Here is a 21,538-nt window from a genome sequence, read left to right as displayed (position 1 = left end):
ATTTTAGTGCTGGCAAGTTGGTTTAAATCCACACTGTTTGAATTTCTTCAAACGCTTGTTCTGTTTTGAATCTAGCAATTGATTTTTTAAAGTGCAAGTAATTTCTTAAACCACCACCTAAATGATCAAATAAAAGCCATACAACACAAAAATGAAGTAAACATGACAATTTACACTTGACCCTTCTCAAAATCTCCTTATAATCGCATGCAGATTCTCCCATAGCTCAGTCGGTAGAGCGACGGACTGTTAATCCGCAGGTCCCTGGTTCGAGCCCAGGTGGGAGAGCCAAATACTAAAAAGTCCGCAGCATTAAAGCGGGCTTTTTTTTGCCTTAAATTTATCAATACCTGTAAAAAATCCCCTATCAATAGATAGAGGATTTGATTTCAAATATTAGATTATCTGCTTGAATTAATGATCTAAGCCAAGTCCAAAAGAAATATTATCTTCCGCCCTGTTCTTAGAACATTAAAAAAACAACTATTCCACTTCAACAACTTTTAAAGGATTAAAAGACTGAGTGGTCGGCATCATTTCAATACGGTTAATATTAATATGTGAAGGTTGTAAAGCAACCCAAGCTACCGTATTTGCAATATCTTCAGGCAAAATTGGGTTCTTTTTATCATAGAGACTGTTCACTTTCTCTTGGTCACCCTTAAAACGCACAAGAGAAAACTCAGTACCACCGCAAAGCCCTGGTTCAATGTTGGTTACCCGCACACCAGTACCAGCTAAATCAGCACGAAGATTTAGACTAAATTGCTCCACAAAGGCTTTGGTTGCACCATAAACGTTACCGCCCGGATATGGGTATGTACCTGCAATTGAGCCCATATTAATGATTAAGCCAGATTTTTTCTTTACCATGCTTGGCAAAATTAGTCGAGTAACAGTAACAAGCCCCTTAACATTGGTATCAATCATAGTGTACCAATCATCTAAATCTGATTTATCTGCTGACTCTAGGCCTAATGCTAGACCAGCATTATTAACCAATAGATCAATTTGATTGATTTGAAATTCGGCTGGTAAATCAACCAAGGCCTTATTTATATTTTCTACGGTATCTGTCATGTCAAATACTAAGGGATAAAACTTTTCACCAAGCTCTTGTTGTAATTCTTTTAGCTTTTCTGCCCGTCTTCCACAGCCAATAACTTTATAACCTGACTCAATCAGTTTTTTTGAAATACTATAACCAAAGCCAGCAGAGGCGCCTGTAACTAATGCTAACATTCTTATATCCTTAAAATTTTCGACTAATTTAGTTGAACCGATTACGAATAAATCTATCTTTATATTTACATAATATTCGTTATTACTTTAAAAAATAAAAAGAATTTTAAAAATTTAATAGAGATAATAAAATTTGAGAAGCTAAAAATATATAAATATGATGCTATCAATATTGTCAGATCATAAACACCACATATCTTGAGCTAACCACTTATGAAAGTTAATTTAAAATTATAGAGTTAGAATAAAAAAGTTTATCTAGGCAAGATAAACTTTTTTATTTAAAAATTCTAATATTATGCAGGCACGCCACTGTGAAAACGGAAGGTATCATCAGGCGTTAAAATCAGATTCTTTTCAACCTCACGGATATGATCAATGCGCTGCTGAATATCCTCTTTAGGATTTTTCATTTTTGCAGTTTTTGCAACATCAAGTGCAAGTGCTAAGTAGTCTTCAAAATGACGAGACTCTGACTTAAGCAAATAACGATAATAGCGTCCTAACTCATCGTCTACGCGTGGAGCAAGAGCATGAAAACGTTCACATGAGCGCGCCTCAACAAAAGCACCTACCACAAGTACATCAATTAAAGCTTCTGGCTCATAAGTACGAATCTCCTTACGGAGCCCACCAGCATAGCGCCCAGCACTTAAGCCATCCCATTTCTGACCACGTTTGGCCATAAGTTCAAGCACTTGTTCATAATGAAGCATTTCTTCCCGTACCAACTGTGCAAGCTTTACTTGCAAATCAGGGAAAAAACTATAACGGAACATTAAGTTCATTGCTGTACTAGCTGCTTTTTTTTCACAATTAGCATGATCTTGCATCAGTATATCTAAATTATTGATTGCCTCATCTAACCATGCTTTTGGCGTTTGACACCCTAAAAAAGCCAAGACAGGTTGCATTAATTCATCGTAATTGATACTCGACATAACCAATTAACCTGCCACCTGAATTGCTGCTTTCATATCTTTAACCGCTTGGACCAGACCTACAAAAATGCTATCAGCAATAATTGAGTGCCCAATATTTAACTCGTGAATTTGTGAAATAGCAGCAATTGGAGCAATATTTTTAAGGTTAAGGCCATGACCAGCATTTACAACCAAACCTTTTGAAGCTGCGTATTCAACACCTTTGATAATACGTGCTAACTCAGCTTGTTGATCTTGCTCTGTTGCCGCATCTGCATATGCACCCGTGTGCAACTCAATCGTAGGTGCACCACATGCAACTGCTGCATCAATTTGAGCTAAATCGGCATCAATAAATAATGATACGTCGCAACCAATAGCAGCTAAGACTTGAGTTGCAGCTTTAACTTTTTCGAAGTTACCTACTACATCTAAACCACCTTCAGTTGTTACTTCTTGGCGTCTTTCGGGAACAAAGCAAACATGCTGTGGCTGAATTTCTTTCGCAAACTCGACCATTTCATCAGTAACAGCCAATTCAAGATTCATGCGAGTTTTTAGTAATGGACGCATGCGGCGTACGTCATCATCTTGAATATGTCTGCGGTCTTCACGCAAATGCAAGGTAATCCCTTCTGCACCAGCTTGTTCACAAATGAGAGCAGCTTCTACAGGGTCTGGGTAAGTAGTACCGCGCGCCTGTCTTAAAGTAGCAACATGGTCTATGTTTACACCAAGCAATGCAGCCATAAATAAATCCTAATTACGATTGAGTTTGAGTATTTTGAATCCACAATTGTCGACTTTTTAGGGGGCGATCTCCTAAAAGCGATGTAATCATTTGACGGTATAGTTTACCTAATAATTGCAATTGTTCGAGAGAAAAATCCTGCCCTTGCTCATAATCCAACATAGACAAAATTGCTTTCCCTGACAAAGAAGAACGGCTCGCCTGCACAACAGGAGCAAAACCTTCTGTCACTTGAAATTGGTAAAACTGATGAGCCTGAATCGGCTGTTGCTGAGTATCGACCGAGAAATCAAGCGCGTACCCAAGTTCAGGAAGTAAAATATGCTCGAACTGGCGCAAAATCTGCCGAAGAAAAAGGTCAGGATTTTCGTGAGAAGATAATTGTTGTAATTGAAGTAACGTTAACTGATATTGCTCAAACGTTTGTGGCATTGTCTCTTCTAACGGACAAAGTCTAAGAACAACTTCATTTAAATAAAATCCGGCAAAAAAAGCATCACCAAAAAAGAAAACAGGCTGATTTAAAATTTCAAGCTTCGTAAAGTTCTTCAGCTCACTTTTACCCGTGGCTTGCAAACGGATAGGTTGATACTGAGGAGGTGGAGTCTGTCTTAAAATACCATCGACTCGCCCATATTCCTGAGTAAAAAGATGCACAATATGGCTTTTTTCACGGTACTTACGGTGATGAATCATATATCCGTGGAGGACTTCATTGCGCATCATAAAAAGAAACTATTCCTCAGATTCTTTTTCTTTTTTATCATCCTCATCATCACCGTCAGGAATTACCGCCCCCACAACAGCCGCTGTACCTTTAACAACACCTTTTGTAGTTTTATAGGCGATACCTACTGGTACGGTTACAAGCTTATATACACAACCTTGTAACATCAATGTACATCCAATTATAGCCATCAATGATGTAATTGTTTTCATACCAGTATCCTTATCCTTTAGATATCACTATATCCTAAGCTTTTTAAGGCGCGCTCATCATCAGACCAGCCACCCTTCACTTTTACCCAAAGTGTGAGCATAATTTTTTGTTCAAACATCCTTTCCATGTCTTTTCGAGCATCCATACCGATTGTTTTAAGCTTGGCACCTTTTTCACCAATCACAATCGCTTTTTGGCCCGCACGATCTACAAAAATCGTTGCATCAATATAAGTACAAGCTGGTTTTAAACGACCCGTTTTTTCATTAACAGCCTCTTCTTCCGTTTTGAAAGATTCAATTTGTACTGTTAAATCATAAGGTAGTTCTTCACCTAACTGACGCATAATTTTTTCACGAATAATTTCGCTAGCTAAAAAGCGTTCAGAACGGTCAGTAATCTGATCAAATGAATACAAAGGCGCTTGATAAGGAAGATACTTCTCAATCGTTTCGCTCAAGTGTTCCAGATTTGCTCCGCGTAACGCAGATACAGGAACGATCTCGGCAAAATTCATAAGCTTGGCACGCTCTTGAATTAAAGGAAGAATATCTCTTTTCTCTTCAAAAGTATCAACCTTGTTAATCACCAAAATAACTGGCATTTCAGCATTCTTGAGTTTTTCAAGCACTAAGTCGTCATTTGGGGTCCACTTATAAGCATCAATAACAAATAAGACCAAATTAACGTCGCGCAATGCAGAATGAGCTGCACGGTTCATCATTTTATTAATAGCGCGCACTTCTTTTTTATGCATACCTGGGGTATCTACATATACCGCCTGCATTTTTTCACGCGAATCAATACCAATAATTTTATGACGTGTTGTTTGAGGTTTACGCGAAGTAATAGAGAGCTTTTGACCTAGCAAATGGTTCATGAGGGTAGATTTACCCACATTTGGACGTCCTACAATCGCCACAAATCCGCTCTTAAAATCCGAAGGAATTGTTACGCCTTTGGAACTAAAAAATTGATCAATCAGATTATTAGGATCTTGGTTCTCATTTGAATCTGGATTGATTTGATCAGAATGCATCGACATGCAGGTTATTGCTCCAATAACTTTAAAATTTCCGCCGCTGCTGCCTGCTCGGCAAAACGACGACTTGAACCCTCACCATAAATCTTTGATAAGCCATCTATCAAACATTCAACTTTAAAGTGTTGGTGAGGTGCATCACCCTGAATATCTACAACCTCGTAAACAGGGAGAGGTTTTTTACGTGCTTGTAGATACTCTTGTAAACGTGATTTCGGGTCTTTAAGTTGATCCGTAGGTTCAATATGGTCTAAATACGGTACATACCATTTTAGCACAATATCGGTAAGTAAGTTGAGATCACCACTATCAATATAAATTGCACCAATAATAGCTTCTACCGTATCAGCCAATATTGACTCACGATGATGACCACCTGATTTCAATTCGCCCGTACTTAATATTAAACACCGACTAAGTTGCAAATCGGTTGCAATCTTGCCTAAAGCTTCCTGACGTACTAAAGTCGCTCGCATACGCGTTAGACGACCTTCATTTTCATTTGGATAGGCATGATATAGATAATTGGCAACAATCATGCCTAATAATGAATCGCCTAAAAATTCCAAGCGCTCGTAATTGTATTTATGACTCACCGAACGATGAGTCAAAGCTAACTGTAACAATTCAAGCTGCTTGAATTGATATCCGATTCGACTCAATAAGCGAGGATCACTTAGTTTGAACTGATGTTTTATCAAAACTCTTCTCAAATGTTAAAACTAAATCAATATTTGATAAGAAATGTTTTCTTACCTCATATTTCTTTTTGACTTTCAGACCAGACTCATTAAACACTTGCGCAATCTCTTTAAAATGAAGATCACGAATATTGTTCATTTCGAGTCGCTGATCCATTTGTGTCACAAACTTCTGTGGTGTGATCTCAGAAGAGCTTTCTTGTAAAAGCTCTTCTATTTGATTGTTAATCAATCGATCATCCCAATATGCTGGCCAGACTGCAAGTACAGCTTTTACTGCAATTGCAAATATAACCACCCCAAATAAAATTGCTAAATACGAAGTACCTTGTTGTGCCTTACGCATTTCTTTTTTTCCTAATGGTTGTTTTTAATCTATTTTTCCATTTCGGCCAAAGTTAGGAAGATGTAAACCCGGTTCTTTATGCATCCACACATAGAATGCTCGTCCTGTTAAATTTTCTTCAGGAACGAAACCCCAGAAACGACTGTCTGCACTTTGATCACGGTTATCCCCCATTGCAAAGTAATGTCCTTTTGGAACAGTCACTTCCCAATATAAACCGTCTTGGTTTGCATATTTACCATTTTCAACATAGTTGATAAACGGTGCTTGACGCGCCACATTTACGCCTTCAAGTTCACGCATTGTAAAGGTATGCGTACCAATCGTCTCTTTATGATAAATAGACGTTGGGGTATCTAACACGTCTTTTTCACGACTAAATTGTGTTAATACTTTCGGTACTTTTTGTCCGTTAATAATCAATTGCCCATGATCATAAACAAGATGATCGCCCGGCAAACCAATTACACGTTTAATATAGCTAATGGTAGGTTGAGGTGGATAACGGAATACAATCACATCACCACGCTTTGGCTCTCCCACATCAATAATTTTCTTATTGACGATAGGTAAACGCACGCCATAATCAAATTTATTAACCAAAATAAAGTCACCAGTTTCTAAAGTAGGTACCATAGAGTCTGATGGAATATTAAATGGTTCGTAAAGGAATGAACGAAGTACAAGTACTACAGCTAAAACTGGCCAAAAGTCATAAGCCCATGTAATAACAAAATTTTCGTTCCCGCGCCCTTTATCTGCACGCTGTTTGAATACAAGTTTATCTAACAACCACACTGCAAATAGAATCAGCGTAACTGGAACAAGAATTAAATTAAAATCAAAATCCACACGACCTCACTCGCAGCCTAGCTGCTTTTCTTAAGGTAGGAAAAAGTAATATCTTACTTTCCCCTACCTTCATTTCTTATCTTTCTACTTTCAATACAGCCAAGAACGCTTCTTGTGGAATTTCAACACTTCCCACTTGTTTCATACGTTTCTTACCTTCTTTTTGCTTAGAAAGTAGTTTTTTCTTACGCGAAACGTCACCACCATAACATTTTGCTAATACGTTTTTACGCATCGCTTTTACAGTAGAACGAGCAATAATTTGTGCACCGATAGCTGCTTGAATAGCAACGTCGTACATTTGGCGAGGAATCAAATCTTTCATTTTCTCAACCAATGCAATACCACGATGACGCGCGTCATTACGGTGACAAATCATAGCCAAGGCATCAACCTTGTCACTATTAATTAATACATCAACCTTAACTAAAGCTGAACTTTCGAAACGCACAAAGTTATAGTCTAGCGATGCAAAACCACGAGAACATGATTTTAATTTATCAAAGAAATCCATAACGACTTCAGCCATCGGAATTTCGAAGGTAATAGAAACTTGATTACCCAAGAATTTCATATCTTTTTGAACACCACGGCGTTCAATACAGAGGGTCATGACATTCCCTAGGTACTCTTGCGGAACAAGGATATGACATTCTGCAATCGGTTCACGCAAATCTTCTACAGTAGATCCATCTGGCATTTTTGATGGACTATCGATATAAATCGTTTCGCCCTTTTTGGTTAATGCTTCATAAATTACGGTAGGCGCAGAACTGATGAGATCAAGATCATACTCACGCTCTAAACGCTCTTGTACAATCTCCATGTGTAGCATTCCTAGGAAGCCACAACGGAAACCAAAACCTAATGCATCAGAGCTTTCCGGTTCAAAGAATAAAGCCGAGTCGTTAATCTGCAATTTTTGTAGCGCTTCACGGAATGGCTCAAAATCACTCGCATCAATTGGGAAAAGACCAGCATAAACCTGTGGTTTAACCTTTTTGAAACCTGGTAAAATCGCAACATCAGGTGTAGATGCAAGAGTAATAGTGTCACCTACAGGTGCACCAAAAATATCTTTGATACCTGCAATAACAAAACCTACTTCACCAGCTTCAAGAATATCTGTTTCAGTATGCTTAGGATTAAATACACCCACTGAAGTTACTGGATGAGTTTGTCCTGTCGATTTAACCAACATTTTGTCGCCCTTACGGATACGACCTTGTTTAATACGTACAAGAGAAACTACACCTAGGTAGTTATCAAACCATGAGTCGATAATTAATGCTTGCAATGGAGCATCACGATCGCCTTCAGGTGCTGGAATAACATCGACTAAACGTTCTAAAACGCCTTCAACACCCAAACCAGTTTTTGCTGAACAGGTTGGTGCATCAGTTGCTTCAATTCCGATAATTTCTTCAATTTCATGAATTACACGTTCAGGTTCAGCCTGCGGTAAATCAATTTTATTTAAAATTGGAAGAACTTCGAGACCTTGTTCAATCGCGGTATAACAGTTTGCAACTGATTGTGCTTCTACACCTTGTGCAGCATCTACAACCAATAGCGCACCTTCACATGCAGCTAATGAACGAGAAACTTCATACGAGAAGTCTACGTGTCCAGGAGTATCAATAAAGTTAAGTTGATATTCCTGACCATTAGGATGAGTATAATATAGCGTTACAGAAGCGGCTTTAATGGTAATCCCACGTTCGCGCTCAAGCTCCATTGAGTCTAAGACTTGAGCTTGCATTTCACGATCTTGTAGACCACCACACATCTGAATAAAACGGTCAGCCAATGTAGACTTACCATGGTCAATGTGAGCAATAATCGAGAAATTTCGTATATTTTTGATATCGACGGATTTTTTAGCTTGCGCCATGGGTTACCTTGAGAAAATATAGAGTGCTATGTAGCTTGTTTTAATACACAGCCAAAGCAGTTAAATAAATTGCGTGAGATTATAACAGATGGATATTTTAAAGTATCCAAAATAATCATGAGCTTTGTACTTATGTTTTAAAAGGACAATCAAAGCGAGTTTATTGCTTCAGGTTATCGAGCATATGAAACCGTAAAATCGTAAGGGTTTATGTTTGAATCAAGCGGCTTGTACGCATGAGTAAAAGTTGGAGACATTCGTTTTGGACGCCCTGTGGCAATTTCAATACATGCCCATTTTGTATTTCCAACAAATAATACGGCCTGATCTGATGGACGGAAAAACACATACTGGCGGAAAGAATAAAGAGCGTTGATATCATCTAACCATGTGCGTAATACAACTTGTTCGCCTTCAAATGCAGCTTTACGATATTGCACATGATGCTCAACCGCAACCATTGCATGTTTTAATTCAAGATACTTAGTCACCCCTACTCCCAAAGTTTCAACATGAGCAGCAGCTACATCTTGCATCCACTGCACATACATCACATTATTTACATGTCCTAACGCATCAATATGATGTGGCTGTACCTGAATATGTAAATCAAAAATACTACTCACGAATGTTCACTCTTATTTATTAACTTTTAAACTGAAAATAAGTGTAGGTAGATATCTCTATACGCTCAAGATAAATAACAAAAAAACCACCCATATTTAGGGTGGCTCATTGTTTATTTTCAAGTTTACTGGATACGTAAACCAAGCATAGCGCGTTGTCCCTGACGGATAATTGCAACACGTGCTACCGTATTTTTTTGCAAGTTAGAAACAACTTTTGAAAAATCCTGACTATTTAAAATCTGGTTATTGTTGACTTGAACAATCACATCACCCGGAATGATATTTGACAATGATGCTAAGCCACCACGGCGAACATCCTGTACATAGATACCACCTTTCACACTTAAAGCACTTTTTTCTGGTTCAGCTAAATCACGAATGCTCATTCCTAAAACTGGGCCTTTAGATACAGCACTTTGGGCGCCTGTAGCAGGCGTTTCATCTGGAGCAGTCGTTAAAGTTGCTGAAATATTACGGGTTTTGTCATCACGCAATACTTCAAACTGAACAGTTTGATTCGGCTGTACTTTGTTTAATGCGTAAAGTAATTCACTGGTGCGCGGTACTGGATTACCGTTATATTTCAGAATCACATCACCGGCACGCAAGCCTGCTTTTTGTGCAGGTGAGTTCGGAGAAATTTGAGTAATTAAAGCACCTTCAGGTTTCGGTAACTTATAAGCATCAGCAAGGTTTCGGTCAATGTCTTGCATCATCACACCAAGATAAGAGCGTGTGACCTTACCTTTAGTCTTAAGCTGTTCGGCAACATCCATTGCTACGTCAATCGGGATAGAGAAAGACAAACCCATATAGCCGCCAGTACCACTAAATATTCGAGAGTTTACGCCGACCACTTCACCATTTTGGTTAAACAATGGACCACCAGAGTTACCTGGGTTTAGCGCAACGTCAGTTTGAATAAATGGTACCGAAGTTTCACCACTCATATTTCGTGATTTAGCACTCACAATACCTGCCGACGCAGAGTAGTCAAAACCAAAAGGTGAACCAATTGCTAAAACTGGCTCTCCTACTCGTAAGCGATCAACATTTCCTACGCGTAAAGCTGGATAGCTATTTCCAGTCACCTTTAACAATGCAACGTCTGTACGCTCATCACTACCAACCACCGTTGCATCAATTTCGCGGCGGTCATTTAAAGTAATACTAATACGTGAGGCATTTTCAATCACATGGTGATTGGTGAGTAGGTAACCATCTTTACTAATAAAGAATGCACTACCATATGCGGTTTTTTCTTGTGGACCCTGTTGCTGTGGAATGATGACCTGATTTCCAAAGAAACGTTTCAAAATTTCAGGGACTTGCTGCTGCAATAGTTCATCCTGAGTCATTTTTTTTACGACGTTTACACTCACCACTGCTGGACTAACTTGTTCAACGAGGTTTGAAAAATCAACAGCAGCATTTGCCTGAACAGCAGCAACTGTAAATACCGCTGCATACATTCCTTGTTGTAAATAGCGAGTTTTCATTCGGTGCTCACCCACAATTGGTCTACGAGAATAAGAATAAAACTGTTGTATCACAACGCTTTGGGGTTGTGCGTAACAATATGTTTATTTGTAAGGCATCCTTACAATCATTATTTTACGCATTGCAACTTTTTAAGCCAATTGCAATTTTTCTCTGAGTTAGAGCGCTTAAGCTCTTGCCTTTTTAGATAAAAAGGGGTGTCATTAGCGGACGTTTTAAATTGTTGCGAATGGACATGCCTAATTTACAGACAATTCACCACTTTGACGTGATTATTGTGGGCAGCGGCGGTGCTGGTTTAAGTCTGGCTTTATCGTTACCAAATCATTTTAATATTGCAGTTTTAGCCAAAGCTGCTTTAACCGAAGCAAGTACCTTCTATGCTCAAGGTGGTGTTGCTGCTGTTCTTGATGAGACCGACTCTATTCAACAGCACATTAATGACACTATGATTGCAGGTGCTCATTTATGTGAAATGGATGCGGTACAACATACCGTAGAAGGCGGCCGCCCTTCTGTTGATTTTCTTTTAAAGCAAGGCGTGCAATTTACTTTAGATGAAGATGAACAACTTCATTTAACCCGCGAAGGCGGTCACTCCCAGCGTCGTATTATCCATTCAGCTGATGCAACAGGTAAAGCGATTTCAACCACCTTGGTTGAACGCGCCAAAGAACGTAAAAATATTACTATTTTTGAAAACTATATTGCGATTGATTTAATTACATCGCATAAATTAGGTCATACCGATCAAGCGAATCGCGCTATTGGTTTGTATGCATTAGATGAAAATACAGAAAAGGTTCATACCCTCCTTGCACCATTTACTGCACTTGCTTGCGGCGGTGCAATGAAAGCTTACCTCTACACATCCAATCCAGATATTGCTACAGGTGATGGAATTGCGATGGCTTACCGCGCAGGTTGCCGTGTAGCCAACATGGAATTTAATCAGTTCCACCCAACTTGTCTGTATCACCCTCAAGCACGCTCTTTTTTAATTACTGAAGCCATGCGTGGTGAAGGTGCTTATTTGCGCTTACCTGATGGTGAACGTTTCATGCTACGTTTTGATGATCGTGCAGAACTGGCTCCTCGCGATATTGTGGCACGTACCATCGACCACGAAATCAAGCGTCTCGGTATTCGTCACGTGTGGTTAGATATTACCCATAAATCACCAGAGTTTATCAAAGAGCACTTCCCTACACTTTATGCACGATTGCTTGAACTAGGGATCGACATTACCAAAGACATGATTCCAGTGGTGCCAGCAGCTCACTATACATGTGGTGGTGTTGTGGTTGACTCAAATAGTCAGACCGATATTGAAGGTCTATATGCGATTGGTGAAACCTCTTATACAGGTTTACATGGCGCAAACCGTATGGCAAGTAACTCATTACTTGAGTGCTTCGTTTATGGCATGAGTGCAGCAAAAGATATCGAAAATAAATTTGATGAAAGCTTCAAATTACCCGAAGTACCTACTTGGGATGACTCACAAGTAACCAACCCTGATGAAGATGTGGTGATTTTACAAAACTGGGATGAGTTACGTTCGACCATGTGGAACTACGTTGGTATTGTGAGAACTACCAAACGTCTAGAACGTGCTTTACACCGTATTGAAATGTTAAAACGTGAAATCACTGAATATTATCAAGACTACCGTGTTAGCAAAAACCTGATTGAGCTGCGTAACCTTGTTTTAGTATCGGAAATGATTGTTCGCTGTGCTATGCAACGCAAAGAATCGCGTGGTCTGCATTACACACTCGATTATCCGGAAACTTCGAGTGAGATTCGTAAAACGGTTTTAACTCCTCCAAATTTTGCAGTAGAACAGCCATTAGTTAATACTGATATTTAAGCTGTTTTCCTAAGAAAAAAGCACAGCTCTGGCTGTGCTTTTTATTTGCTTTAATATTTATGATTTAGGTGGAATTGAATAAGTCGCGGTCACATGTGCAACGGGTTCATCCAAACCGACCGAATAAATCCAGACCTCACCCACCACCAAGCTCTTTCCGACTTTCATGAGCTTACACTCACTGCGTAAGTCTTGATCACCTGCGGGTTTTCTTAGAAAATTAATATTAAAATTGGTCGTCACAGCTAAACCAATAATTCCGATTTCACCTAATATTGCAATATACAAAGCAAAGTCTGCCAAAGTCATCATGGTAGGGCCAGATATGGTGCCACCAGGGCGTTGATGTCTTTGATCGACATGATAATAAACAACTGCAGCTTTAGGCGTGACTGATTCAATCGTGCAATGTTCAAGACTTGGTGGAAATTCTTTTTCAAGAAATGCCACGATTTCTTCTTTTGAGCTTTTCATCCTTGTTATTCTTCAATCTATAAAATCATATGTAAGATAGCATAAGAAAATAATAGATATTTTCTATGACGTTTTAAATCAGAATTAACGTCATTTTTAACCACTCCCATTTTTATAAGAGTGGCTCATCCAATTGCTTATCCTAAATATTGCAATGCCTGTTTGAACACCTGATCAGGACTTTGGGTTGCATCTATTCGCTTAATACGTTCTGGTTCAGCTTTCCATAAGGTTTCATAGCCTTCACGAACCTTAGTGAAAAAACTCAACTTTTCTTGCTCAAAACGATCTAAAGCTCCACGTTCACGCGCACGGTTCATACCCAATTCAATCGGTGCATCTAACCAGAAAGTCACCTCAGGCATGCGCGAAACAAAGTTCTGATTTAAAAGCTGTAATTTATCTTGGCTTAAACCACGACCAGAGCATTGGTAAGCAAAGCTTGCATCGGTAAAACGATCACTTAATACAATTTTACTAGACTCTAGAGCCGGTAAAATAACCTGCTGTAAGTGTTGAGCACGCGCCGCATAAATGAGTAGTAACTCGGTATCATGGCTCATATTTTCATCATGATTCACCGCCAAGAGCATAGAACGTATTTGTTCAGCTAGCGGAGTACCACCCGGTTCTCGGGTTAAAACAACTTGTTTACCTTGCTCTTCAAAATGCTGATGAATTTTTCGAATGAGTGTAGTTTTACCTACCCCTTCCGTGCCTTCAAAGCTAATAAACATCTCTTTTCCTTATTTCTTCGATCTCAACACGGATAAGTACTCTTGCACCGCTTGATTATGCGCTTGCAAGCTTGCCGTAAATTTATGCCCACCATTACCAGTCGCTACAAAATAGATGTTATTTGAATCATCTGGATGCAATGCAGCTTCAATTGCTTTTTGGCTTGGTAAGGCAATTGGAGTTGGCGGTAAGCCATTAATAGTATAAGTATTATATGCTGTTGGGGTACGAAGGTCTTCTCGGGTAATATTGCCTTTATAGTTATTCCCCATACCGTAAATAACAGTTGGATCCGTTTGTAAACGCATACCAATTTTTAAACGTCGAACGAAAACGCCTGAAACTTGTGTAAGTTCACTATCTAAACTTGTTTCTTTCTCAACAATAGAAGCCATAATTAATGCTTCATATTTATCTTTATAAGGTAAATTCGGTGCGCGATTTGCCCAAGCTGCATCTAGAGCTTTCATTTGACGGTGGTATAAATCGGTAAGAATTTTCTTATCTGTTTCACCTTTTGCAAAGAAATAAGTATTAGGTGCAAACAAACCTTCAGGATGCTCATAGGGAATCCCAAGCGCCTTCATCAGCTGATCATCTGGTAAATCTAATATTGTATTTTTTACGTTTTTATCATTTTTGAGTGCAGTAATAAGCTGTTTAAAAGTTGTACCTTCAATGACCAAAACACGGTTCATCTGAGCATTATCTGCATCAGATAACATCTCTAATACTTCTCTTACACTCATTCCCTGTTCAATTTCATACACACCAGCTTTCATGCTATCATGAATCATAAACTTCTGATAAAGCTTCAATACCACTGGAAAGCTAATTTTGTCTTCTTTCGCTAAACGATCAATAAAACCAGAATAGGTTTCACCAGATGTAATAGATAACATCTGTTTTTTGCCTTCAATAGGATAAGCTTTAAATAGACTCGACCATAAAATGGCAAAAATAGAAATTAAGACAATAAACAAGCCAATTAAAACCAGTCGCTTAGAAAATTTTGGAGCTTGTTTCTTGTTATTTTTCTTGGCGTTTTTTGCTTTCGCATTCACAGGTGGCTTCGGCATATTAATGAATCTGATTCAAGTTAAGGATATGAAATAAATCTATGCATGCCTGTGTTTCTAGCGTTTTCTCCCCTAAATGAGTAACTACTCGCATAGGGTTTAAAGCATTACAAAAGAATAGACTTTGTATTTCAGATACTTCATCTAGCTCAATTACACGCACTTCACAGACAATACCATGGTGCTGCATACGCGCCAGAATTTCTGCCCGCATTACACCGTGGACGCCATTATAGCGAAGTTCCGGAGTAATCCATCTATCATTTAAGCGAATAAAACAATTACTACTAACCCCTTCAACAATATAACCTTGTACATCAGTAACTAATGCTTCAGGCCATCCCAGTTGATCTGCTTCTTTTTTTAGCAATACTTGTTCAAGACGGTTTAAAGATTTAAGTCCAACCAAGCTTGGCATGGTTAAACCTAAGGCCTGATTTAAAACACCACACTGGATAGAGTCAGGCTGAAATGGCTCTAAAGCTTTCGGATAAAACCAGATATAAATATCGGCGTTATGCTTTGGTAAACTATAACCACGGTCGCCTATCCCACGACTAATCACAATTTTTAAAGTACCGTTGAGCACAAGGTTCTGCTTTTGTAATTGCTCTAAGCTCTGTTCTATGAGTTCAAAATCCGCAATTAAAGACAGTTTTTGACATGCAAGTTTTAGACGCTCCCAATGTCTATCTTTAAGCTCAATTTTATTTTGAAATACACGAATTGTGCTAAAGCATCCATCACCATAATGAAATGCTCGATCCAACAAAGGAATGGTTTCAACAGGTTGCCCATTTTTAAAACACCACATGTTTAATCCACCCTCTGCTTAAAACAACCCAACAATACAACACCTTTCATTTAAATAATAAATGACTGATTTTAAAAAATTATACCGATTTCGTATCTACTTTTGAAACTTGTTATATATCAAGATTTAAGAATAACTTATCTGTTTTTAGTATTTCTATTTTTTTCATATTAAATTCGTTTTTTATTATTTTTTTAGAATAAAGACTAGCGCTATTCTGCGTTCATGTTTTGAACATTTCATATTTTTTGAGGACTTATCTCATGCGTTTTTCACAATTAAAGGTCGGGGTTATCGCTGCACTTCTGTCTGTTTCATCATTTGCAGCGCAAGAATTTTTAAACGTTTCTTACGATCCTACTCGTGAGTTATATACAGATTTCAATAAACAGTTCGGTACTTACTGGAAACAACGTACTGGTCAAGATATTGAGTTTAAACAATCACACGGTGGCTCTGGTAAGCAGGCCCGTGCAGTGATTGATGGCTTAAATGCAGATGTAGTGACATTAGCACTTGCGGCAGATATCGATGAAATTGCAGAAAAAGCAAAATTACTTCCAGCTGACTGGCAGAAAAAGTTACCGCAGAACTCTACCCCATACACTTCAACAATTGTGTTCTTAGTGCGTAAAGGTAATCCAAAACAAATTAAAGACTGGGGTGATTTAATCAAACCAGGTGTAGAAATTATTACGCCAAACCCGAAAACTTCAGGTGGCGCTCGTTGGAATTATCTTGCAGCTTGGGCTTGGGCAAAACATCAACCAGGTGGTAACGATGCTAAAGCACAAGAGTACGTTCGCCAAATTTATAAGCACACTAAAGTTCTAGATTCTGGTGCACGCGGTGCAACCACAACTTTTGCTGAACGTGGCATTGGTGATGTGTTACTGGCTTGGGAAAACGAAGCATATTTAGCTACTCGTGAACAGCCGGGCAAATTTGAAATTATTACTCCGTCTTTGTCTATTTTAGCTGAGCCTCCAGTCGCAATTGTAGAAAAGAATGCAACTAAAAAGGGCAACTTAACGATTGCTAAAGGTTATCTCAACTACTTGTATTCACCAGCTGGCCAAGAAATTGCAGCACGCAACTTCTACCGCCCACGTAATGCAGCCGTTCTTAAGAAATACAGCAACGTATTTAAACCGTTGAAACTCGTGACTATTGATAAAGAGTTTGGTGGTTGGACGAAGGTACAAAAGCAACACTTCGACAATGGCGGTGTTTTCGATCAAATCGTGAAAATCAATAGTGCAGAGAAGTAATTCTTTGTACTAAAGATAAGGAGAACAGACATGATTCATACTGTAATTGTTCCAGGTGTAGGTGGAAGTGAACATCAGCATTGGCAATCTTGGTTGCAGCGTAAACTCGTGTCTAGTTCTCGTGTTGAGCAAAAAAACTGGGATAGACCTGTACTAAGCGAATGGGTTGAGCAATTCGTTAAAACGGTTCAAGCAGCACCAGCTCCTGTACAAATTGTTGCGCATAGCTTTGGTTGCTTAACGAGTGTAGCTGCTTTAGCTGAGCATCCAGAGTTAAAAAGCCAAGTTAAGAAACTTATTTTAGTCGCTCCAGCAAATCCAGCACGCTTTGGGGAAGCAGGGTTTGCTCGTCATAGCTTGACCGACTACAAAGCGTATTTTCATCAATTAAAAATTGATGTGCCAACATCTCTTCTCATTAGTGAAAATGATCCATGGCTTGGTTTTTTTGATGCATTACAACTTGCGAAATCATGGAAATTAAATCCGGTTAACCTTGGTGAAGTCGGCCATATTAATGTTGCCTCAGGTTTTGGCCCGTTTCCAGATTTGCTGAATTATTTGATTCCAGAAGATTCGATGTGTAGTCACTCATCTATCGACCCGGTAAAAACTCATTTCTCTTTGAAATTTGCTTAATACCCAGCTTTATATCGCACCGTTTATCTTTATTTATTCGCTTACTGGTTTCAGCAGGCTTTTCTCTTTGAGGAAATATCATGTCGCAGCGATCCCGAGTGCTGCCTGGGTTTGGTCTATCTTTGGGCTTCACCCTCGCCTATGTGTCTTTTATTGTGCTTATTCCATTAGCCGCAGTCTTTATCAAATCATTTGGAATTGGATGGGACGGATTATGGGAAATTTTAACTTCTGAACGTATTTTAAAATCACTTCAACTCAGTTTCAGTTCAGCTTTAATAGCAGCTTTTATTAATGTTGTGTTTGGCTTACTTCTGGCTTGGTGCCTTGTACGTTACAACTTCCCCGGAAAACGTCTGGTTGATGCATTAGTCGATCTACCTTTTGCTCTTCCAACTGCTGTTGCTGGTATTGCACTGACTTCACTCTATGCGCCTACTGGCTGGATCGGTCAGTATTTAGAGCCCCTAGGGATTCAAGTCGCATATAGTCCAATCGGTATTACACTGGCATTGGTCTTCATTGGTATTCCATTCATTGTAAGAACAGTTCAGCCTGTACTTAGTGATATCGAAACTGAACTTGAAGAAGCTGCTTCGGCACTTGGCGCAAATCGCTGGCAGACGATTACTAAAATTATTTTACCAATATTACTACCGGCTCTGTTCACAGGCTTTGCTTTAGCATTTGCCCGCGGTGTGGGTGAATATGGTTCAGTTATTTTTATTGCAGGTAACCAGCCTTTTAAAACAGAAATTGCTCCGCTCATGATCATTTCACGCCTTGAAGAATATGATTATGCAGGTGCAACAACGATTGCTGCGGTCATGTTAGTTCTCTCTTTCATCATTTTATTTGCGATTAATTTACTTCAAGCGTGGGCAAACCGTCGTACAGGGAGAAATATCACATGAACCTACATACTGACAGCAATGCACTTGCGCTTAAATTACAGTCACGAGACGCAACACGCGAACCAACTTGGGTACGTTACACACTCATTACCGTGGCACTAATTTTTTTCTTAAGTTGTCTGATGTTGCCACTCATTCTGGTTTTTGTGGAAGCATTTAAACAGGGACTTGAAGTCTACGTTCAGGCTTTGATTGATCCAGATACGTTATCAGCAGTGAAATTAACTTTATTAACCGCAGCAATTGCTGTTCCAATTAATGTGATATTTGGTGTTGCCGCTGCATGGGCTGTTTCTAAGTTCCAGTTTAGAGGTAAAGCAATTTTAACGACCATTATTGATATGCCTTTTTCAGTTTCACCTGTTATTGCAGGTTTAATGATCGTATTGATTTTTGGTGCCCAAGGTTGGTTTGGCGGCTGGTTAATGGATCATGACATTAAGATTTTATATGCCGTACCTGCAATTGTTTTAGCAACTATCTTTATTACAGTCCCTTTTGTCGCACGTGAATTAATTCCACTCATGGAAGCTCAAGGAACTGAAGAAGAAGAAGCAGCGATTGTATTGGGTGCTTCTGGTTGGCAAACCTTTTGGAAAGTCACCCTACCTAACATTAAATGGGGTTTGATTTACGGTGTGATTCTATGTAATGCCCGTGCAATGGGTGAGTTTGGTGCAGTATCGGTGGTTTCTGGTCACATTCGTGGCGAAACTAATACCCTGCCACTTCATGTCGAAATTTTATATAACGAGTACACCTTTAGCGCAGCGTTTGCCGTGTCCTCATTACTTGCTTTTTTAGCCATATTAACGCTGGTATTGAAAACGTGGTTAGAACTACATCAAGACAAACCAGAACCACATTCAACTGATTCGTAAGGAATGAAATCATGAGTATTCAAGTTAAAAATATTGAAAAACACTTTGGTGCATTCCATGCGCTTAAAAATATTTCGCTAGATTTTCCAGAAGGTGAACTGGTTGCACTACTTGGCCCATCTGGTTGCGGTAAAACGACTCTACTTAGAATTATTGCAGGTCTAGAATCAGCTGATGGCGGTCAAGTGCTACTTGAAGGTGAAGACGCGACCAATGTGCATGTGCGTGAGCGTCAGGTCGGCTTTGTATTTCAGCACTATGCATTATTTCGTCACATGACAGTATTTGACAATATTGCCTTTGGTTTACGTGTTCGTCCTCGTGCAACCCGCCCTTCAGAAGCTGAAATTAAAAAACGCGTTACTCGTTTACTTGACCTAGTTCAACTTGGATTTTTAGCAGACCGCTACCCTGCACAGCTTTCAGGCGGCCAACGTCAGCGTATTGCTTTGGCACGTGCCTTGGCAGTAGAGCCACGAGTCTTATTACTTGATGAACCGTTTGGTGCGCTAGATGCTAAAGTCCGTAAGGAGTTACGCCGCTGGTTACGCAACTTACATGATGAACTACACATTACTTCAATTTTCGTGACCCATGACCAAGAAGAAGCTCTTGAAGTTGCAGATCAGATTATTGTAATGAATAAAGGTAATGTTGAGCAGATCGGTTCACCTCGTGAAGTTTATGAAAAACCATCAACGCCATTTGTATTTGATTTCTTGGGTCAGGCAAATCGTTTTGAAGGTGAAAATACAGGCGGTATTATCCGTATTGGCAATGACCGTATTCAATTACCAACGTTAGTTGAAGCACCTCAAGGAAAAGTGATTGCTTTTGCCCGTCCAGATGAGTTACATATTCACTCGCAACCTCAGGCGAATAGCATTGAAGCCACTTTTGTACGTGAAATCTGGATTGCTGGAAAAGTTGTGGCGGAATTACAAGACCGTAATGGACGTTTAATTGAGATTGCTCTGAGCAATGAAGCTGCAAAATTACATGCGTTTAAACCAAATCAAACCGTTTGGGTAAGTGCATCTCAGTTGCACTTATTTGCAGATCAAGTTGCTTAAGAAATATATTTGGTAAGGAAAAGTGTGAATGAACTTTCAACAATTAAGAATTATCCGAGAAACTGTACGCCAGAACTTTAACTTAACCGAAGCATCGGCTGCACTCTACACGTCTCAATCGGGTGTAAGTAAACATATTAAAGATTTAGAAGATGAGCTAGGTGTACAACTTTTTATACGTAAAGGTAAGCGTCTTTTAGGTTTAACAGAACCTGGACAATCTCTTCTTGGCATCGTTGAACGCATGTTAGTTGATGCTGAAAATATTAAACGCCTTGCCGAAGATTTTAATAAAGTTGATGAAGGCACATTAACGATCGCAACAACCCATACTCAGGCACGTTATGTACTGCCTCCGATCGTAAACCAGTTTAAGAAGTTATTTCCTAAAGTTCATTTGATTTTACAACAAGCCAGCCCTGTTGAAATTTCAGAAATGCTTTTACAAGGTGAGGCTGATATTGGGATTGCAACTGAATCTTTAACGACTGAAGACAATCTGGCTAGTATTCCTTACTATCAATGGCAACACAGCATTATCACTCCACAAAATCATCCTTTAGTAAAGGCAGACAAGATTACGCTTGAGCTTTTAGCGGACTACCCACTCATTACTTATCATGGTGGTTTTACAGGTCGATCTAAAATTGACAAAGCTTTCGAAGAAGCTCACCTCGATGCAGATATCGTAATGTCAGCTCTTGATGCAGACGTTATTAAAACTTATGTTGAACTTGGAATGGGAGTTGGAATTGTCAATGATGTGGCCTATGACACAGAACGTGATCATCGCTTAAAACAAACTAAAACTGATATTTTTGGTGTCAATACGACATGGATTGCAGTTCGTAAAGGCCATCTACTACGCGGTTATGGTTACGAGTTTATTTCTTTATGCTCACCTGATGCCGATATCAAAGCACTTAAGAAAATTGCTTACCCAGATGAATAAAAATTCAAAA

General features: G+C 39.2%; 24 protein-coding genes and 1 tRNA gene. 8 read left to right on the top strand and 17 right to left on the bottom strand.

What is annotated here, in order from left to right:
• Positions 1-22 precede the first annotated feature (22 nt).
• Positions 23-169 (bottom strand): hypothetical protein, encoded by a 147-nt coding sequence (locus tag MMY79_RS04795; RefSeq protein ID WP_252613439.1) that lies wholly within the window; start codon positions 167-169, stop codon positions 23-25.
• 46 nt (positions 170-215) lie between these two features.
• On the opposite strand from MMY79_RS04795, the gene MMY79_RS04790 reads away from it, so the two are divergent.
• A tRNA-Asn gene (locus MMY79_RS04790) sits at positions 216-291 on the top strand.
• A gap of 192 nt (positions 292-483) precedes the next feature.
• On the opposite strand, the gene MMY79_RS04785 is transcribed toward MMY79_RS04790, so the two are convergent.
• The 12 genes from MMY79_RS04785 to MMY79_RS04730 form a co-directional block, all read right to left on the bottom strand.
• On the bottom strand, positions 484-1,242 hold the full coding sequence (locus MMY79_RS04785) for an SDR family NAD(P)-dependent oxidoreductase (protein ID WP_252612330.1): 759 nt from the start codon (positions 1,240-1,242) through the stop codon (positions 484-486).
• 296 nt (positions 1,243-1,538) lie between these two features.
• Positions 1,539-2,183, bottom strand: coding sequence for a tRNA-(ms[2]io[6]A)-hydroxylase (locus tag MMY79_RS04780; protein ID WP_004790750.1), 645 nt, complete (start codon positions 2,181-2,183; stop codon positions 1,539-1,541).
• A 6-nt stretch (positions 2,184-2,189) separates the two neighbouring features.
• Positions 2,190-2,915, bottom strand: a complete 726-nt coding sequence (gene pdxJ / locus MMY79_RS04775; protein WP_252612329.1) for a pyridoxine 5'-phosphate synthase — start codon at positions 2,913-2,915, stop codon at positions 2,190-2,192.
• A gap of 13 nt (positions 2,916-2,928) precedes the next feature.
• Complete coding sequence (locus tag MMY79_RS04770; RefSeq protein WP_252612328.1) at positions 2,929-3,642, bottom strand: DNA repair protein RecO C-terminal domain-containing protein; 714 nt, start codon at positions 3,640-3,642, stop codon at positions 2,929-2,931.
• 9 nt (positions 3,643-3,651) lie between these two features.
• On the bottom strand, positions 3,652-3,855 hold the full coding sequence (locus MMY79_RS04765; RefSeq protein WP_252612327.1) for an NF038104 family lipoprotein: 204 nt from the start codon (positions 3,853-3,855) through the stop codon (positions 3,652-3,654).
• 17 nt (positions 3,856-3,872) lie between these two features.
• On the bottom strand, positions 3,873-4,895 hold the full coding sequence (era, locus tag MMY79_RS04760) for a GTPase Era (protein WP_252613437.1): 1,023 nt from the start codon (positions 4,893-4,895) through the stop codon (positions 3,873-3,875).
• An 11-nt stretch (positions 4,896-4,906) separates the two neighbouring features.
• The gene (rnc, locus tag MMY79_RS04755) at positions 4,907-5,599 is read right to left on the bottom strand and encodes a ribonuclease III (RefSeq protein WP_004643662.1); all 693 of its coding nucleotides are present in this window, start codon (positions 5,597-5,599) and stop codon (positions 4,907-4,909) included.
• On the bottom strand, positions 5,571-5,945 hold the full coding sequence (locus MMY79_RS04750) for a DUF4845 domain-containing protein (RefSeq protein WP_252612325.1): 375 nt from the start codon (positions 5,943-5,945) through the stop codon (positions 5,571-5,573). Before MMY79_RS04750 ends, rnc begins: the two co-directional genes overlap by 29 nt.
• A 24-nt stretch (positions 5,946-5,969) precedes the next feature.
• Positions 5,970-6,797 (bottom strand): signal peptidase I, encoded by an 828-nt coding sequence (gene lepB, locus MMY79_RS04745; protein WP_252612324.1) that lies wholly within the window; start codon positions 6,795-6,797, stop codon positions 5,970-5,972.
• Between the two features lie 76 nt (positions 6,798-6,873).
• Positions 6,874-8,691, bottom strand: coding sequence for a translation elongation factor 4 (gene lepA, locus MMY79_RS04740; RefSeq protein ID WP_009393568.1), 1,818 nt, complete (start codon positions 8,689-8,691; stop codon positions 6,874-6,876).
• A 173-nt stretch (positions 8,692-8,864) separates the two neighbouring features.
• Positions 8,865-9,317 carry an acyl-CoA thioesterase gene (locus tag MMY79_RS04735; RefSeq protein ID WP_252612323.1) on the bottom strand — a complete coding sequence of 151 codons (453 nt, stop codon included), beginning with the start codon at positions 9,315-9,317 and terminating at the stop codon, positions 8,865-8,867.
• A gap of 125 nt (positions 9,318-9,442) precedes the next feature.
• Positions 9,443-10,819 carry a Do family serine endopeptidase gene (locus MMY79_RS04730; protein WP_252612322.1) on the bottom strand — a complete coding sequence of 459 codons (1,377 nt, stop codon included), beginning with the start codon at positions 10,817-10,819 and terminating at the stop codon, positions 9,443-9,445.
• Positions 10,820-11,049: 230 nt separating this feature from the next.
• Between MMY79_RS04730 and nadB the strand changes: the two genes are divergently transcribed.
• On the top strand, positions 11,050-12,693 hold the full coding sequence (nadB, locus tag MMY79_RS04725) for an L-aspartate oxidase (protein WP_252612321.1): 1,644 nt from the start codon (positions 11,050-11,052) through the stop codon (positions 12,691-12,693).
• A gap of 57 nt (positions 12,694-12,750) precedes the next feature.
• On the opposite strand, the gene MMY79_RS04720 is transcribed toward nadB, so the two are convergent.
• The 4 genes from MMY79_RS04720 to pabC form a co-directional block, all read right to left on the bottom strand.
• The gene (locus tag MMY79_RS04720) at positions 12,751-13,167 is read right to left on the bottom strand and encodes a PaaI family thioesterase (RefSeq protein ID WP_003650294.1); all 417 of its coding nucleotides are present in this window, start codon (positions 13,165-13,167) and stop codon (positions 12,751-12,753) included.
• A 137-nt stretch (positions 13,168-13,304) separates the two neighbouring features.
• The gene (gene tmk, locus MMY79_RS04715) at positions 13,305-13,904 is read right to left on the bottom strand and encodes a dTMP kinase (protein ID WP_252612320.1); all 600 of its coding nucleotides are present in this window, start codon (positions 13,902-13,904) and stop codon (positions 13,305-13,307) included.
• 9 nt (positions 13,905-13,913) lie between these two features.
• A complete protein-coding gene (gene mltG / locus MMY79_RS04710) occupies positions 13,914-14,984 on the bottom strand; it encodes an endolytic transglycosylase MltG (RefSeq protein WP_252612319.1) in 1,071 nt (356 codons plus the stop codon).
• Position 14,985: 1 nt separating this feature from the next.
• Entirely contained in the window at positions 14,986-15,798 is an 813-nt protein-coding gene (gene pabC, locus MMY79_RS04705; RefSeq protein ID WP_252612318.1) for an aminodeoxychorismate lyase, read from the bottom strand.
• 263 nt (positions 15,799-16,061) lie between these two features.
• On the opposite strand from pabC, the gene MMY79_RS04700 reads away from it, so the two are divergent.
• From MMY79_RS04700 to MMY79_RS04675, 6 genes are all read left to right on the top strand, one after another.
• Positions 16,062-17,069, top strand: coding sequence for a sulfate ABC transporter substrate-binding protein (locus tag MMY79_RS04700; RefSeq protein ID WP_252612316.1), 1,008 nt, complete (start codon positions 16,062-16,064; stop codon positions 17,067-17,069).
• A gap of 30 nt (positions 17,070-17,099) precedes the next feature.
• Complete coding sequence (locus tag MMY79_RS04695) at positions 17,100-17,708, top strand: alpha/beta hydrolase (protein ID WP_252612314.1); 609 nt, start codon at positions 17,100-17,102, stop codon at positions 17,706-17,708.
• Positions 17,709-17,788: 80 nt separating this feature from the next.
• Positions 17,789-18,622, top strand: coding sequence for a sulfate ABC transporter permease subunit CysT (cysT, locus tag MMY79_RS04690; RefSeq protein WP_252612312.1), 834 nt, complete (start codon positions 17,789-17,791; stop codon positions 18,620-18,622).
• On the top strand, positions 18,619-19,503 hold the full coding sequence (cysW, locus tag MMY79_RS04685) for a sulfate ABC transporter permease subunit CysW (protein WP_252612311.1): 885 nt from the start codon (positions 18,619-18,621) through the stop codon (positions 19,501-19,503). The genes cysT and cysW overlap by 4 nt, the downstream gene beginning before the upstream one ends.
• Before the next feature lie 11 nt (positions 19,504-19,514).
• Complete coding sequence (locus MMY79_RS04680; RefSeq protein WP_252612310.1) at positions 19,515-20,576, top strand: sulfate ABC transporter ATP-binding protein; 1,062 nt, start codon at positions 19,515-19,517, stop codon at positions 20,574-20,576.
• A 28-nt stretch (positions 20,577-20,604) separates the two neighbouring features.
• Positions 20,605-21,528 carry a CysB family HTH-type transcriptional regulator gene (locus tag MMY79_RS04675; protein WP_252612309.1) on the top strand — a complete coding sequence of 308 codons (924 nt, stop codon included), beginning with the start codon at positions 20,605-20,607 and terminating at the stop codon, positions 21,526-21,528.
• The last annotated feature ends 10 nt before the right edge of the window (positions 21,529-21,538 follow it).

Source organism: Acinetobacter sp. XS-4 (genome assembly GCF_023920705.1).
Taxonomy (GTDB): domain Bacteria; phylum Pseudomonadota; class Gammaproteobacteria; order Pseudomonadales; family Moraxellaceae; genus Acinetobacter.
Note: the sequence above shows the minus strand (reverse complement) of the source record. Positions and strands in the feature narration are given on the sequence as shown.

Bases quoted from the DNA above. Each gene is read 5' to 3' on its own strand.
- lepA (WP_009393568.1), bottom strand. From the start codon at position 8,691: ATGGCGCAAGCTAAAAAATCCGTCGATATCAAAAATATACGAAATTTC.
- MMY79_RS04770 (WP_252612328.1), bottom strand. From the start codon at position 3,642: ATGATGCGCAATGAAGTCCTCCACGGATATATGATTCATCACCGTAAG.
- MMY79_RS04765 (WP_252612327.1), bottom strand. From the start codon at position 3,855: ATGAAAACAATTACATCATTGATGGCTATAATTGGATGTACATTGATG.
- MMY79_RS04780 (WP_004790750.1), bottom strand. From the start codon at position 2,183: ATGTCGAGTATCAATTACGATGAATTAATGCAACCTGTCTTGGCTTTT.
- pabC (WP_252612318.1), bottom strand. From the start codon at position 15,798: ATGTGGTGTTTTAAAAATGGGCAACCTGTTGAAACCATTCCTTTGTTG.
- nadB (WP_252612321.1), top strand. From the start codon at position 11,050: ATGGACATGCCTAATTTACAGACAATTCACCACTTTGACGTGATTATT.
- MMY79_RS04675 (WP_252612309.1), top strand. From the start codon at position 20,605: ATGAACTTTCAACAATTAAGAATTATCCGAGAAACTGTACGCCAGAAC.
- tmk (WP_252612320.1), bottom strand. From the start codon at position 13,904: ATGTTTATTAGCTTTGAAGGCACGGAAGGGGTAGGTAAAACTACACTC.
- MMY79_RS04695 (WP_252612314.1), top strand. From the start codon at position 17,100: ATGATTCATACTGTAATTGTTCCAGGTGTAGGTGGAAGTGAACATCAG.
- MMY79_RS04730 (WP_252612322.1), bottom strand. From the start codon at position 10,819: ATGAAAACTCGCTATTTACAACAAGGAATGTATGCAGCGGTATTTACA.
- cysW (WP_252612311.1), top strand. From the start codon at position 18,619: ATGAACCTACATACTGACAGCAATGCACTTGCGCTTAAATTACAGTCA.
- MMY79_RS04750 (WP_252612325.1), bottom strand. From the start codon at position 5,945: ATGCGTAAGGCACAACAAGGTACTTCGTATTTAGCAATTTTATTTGGG.
- era (WP_252613437.1), bottom strand. From the start codon at position 4,895: ATGCATTCTGATCAAATCAATCCAGATTCAAATGAGAACCAAGATCCT.
- mltG (WP_252612319.1), bottom strand. From the start codon at position 14,984: ATGCCGAAGCCACCTGTGAATGCGAAAGCAAAAAACGCCAAGAAAAAT.
- cysT (WP_252612312.1), top strand. From the start codon at position 17,789: ATGTCGCAGCGATCCCGAGTGCTGCCTGGGTTTGGTCTATCTTTGGGC.
- MMY79_RS04680 (WP_252612310.1), top strand. From the start codon at position 19,515: ATGAGTATTCAAGTTAAAAATATTGAAAAACACTTTGGTGCATTCCAT.
- MMY79_RS04700 (WP_252612316.1), top strand. From the start codon at position 16,062: ATGCGTTTTTCACAATTAAAGGTCGGGGTTATCGCTGCACTTCTGTCT.
- MMY79_RS04785 (WP_252612330.1), bottom strand. From the start codon at position 1,242: ATGTTAGCATTAGTTACAGGCGCCTCTGCTGGCTTTGGTTATAGTATT.
- pdxJ (WP_252612329.1), bottom strand. From the start codon at position 2,915: ATGGCTGCATTGCTTGGTGTAAACATAGACCATGTTGCTACTTTAAGA.
- MMY79_RS04720 (WP_003650294.1), bottom strand. From the start codon at position 13,167: ATGAAAAGCTCAAAAGAAGAAATCGTGGCATTTCTTGAAAAAGAATTT.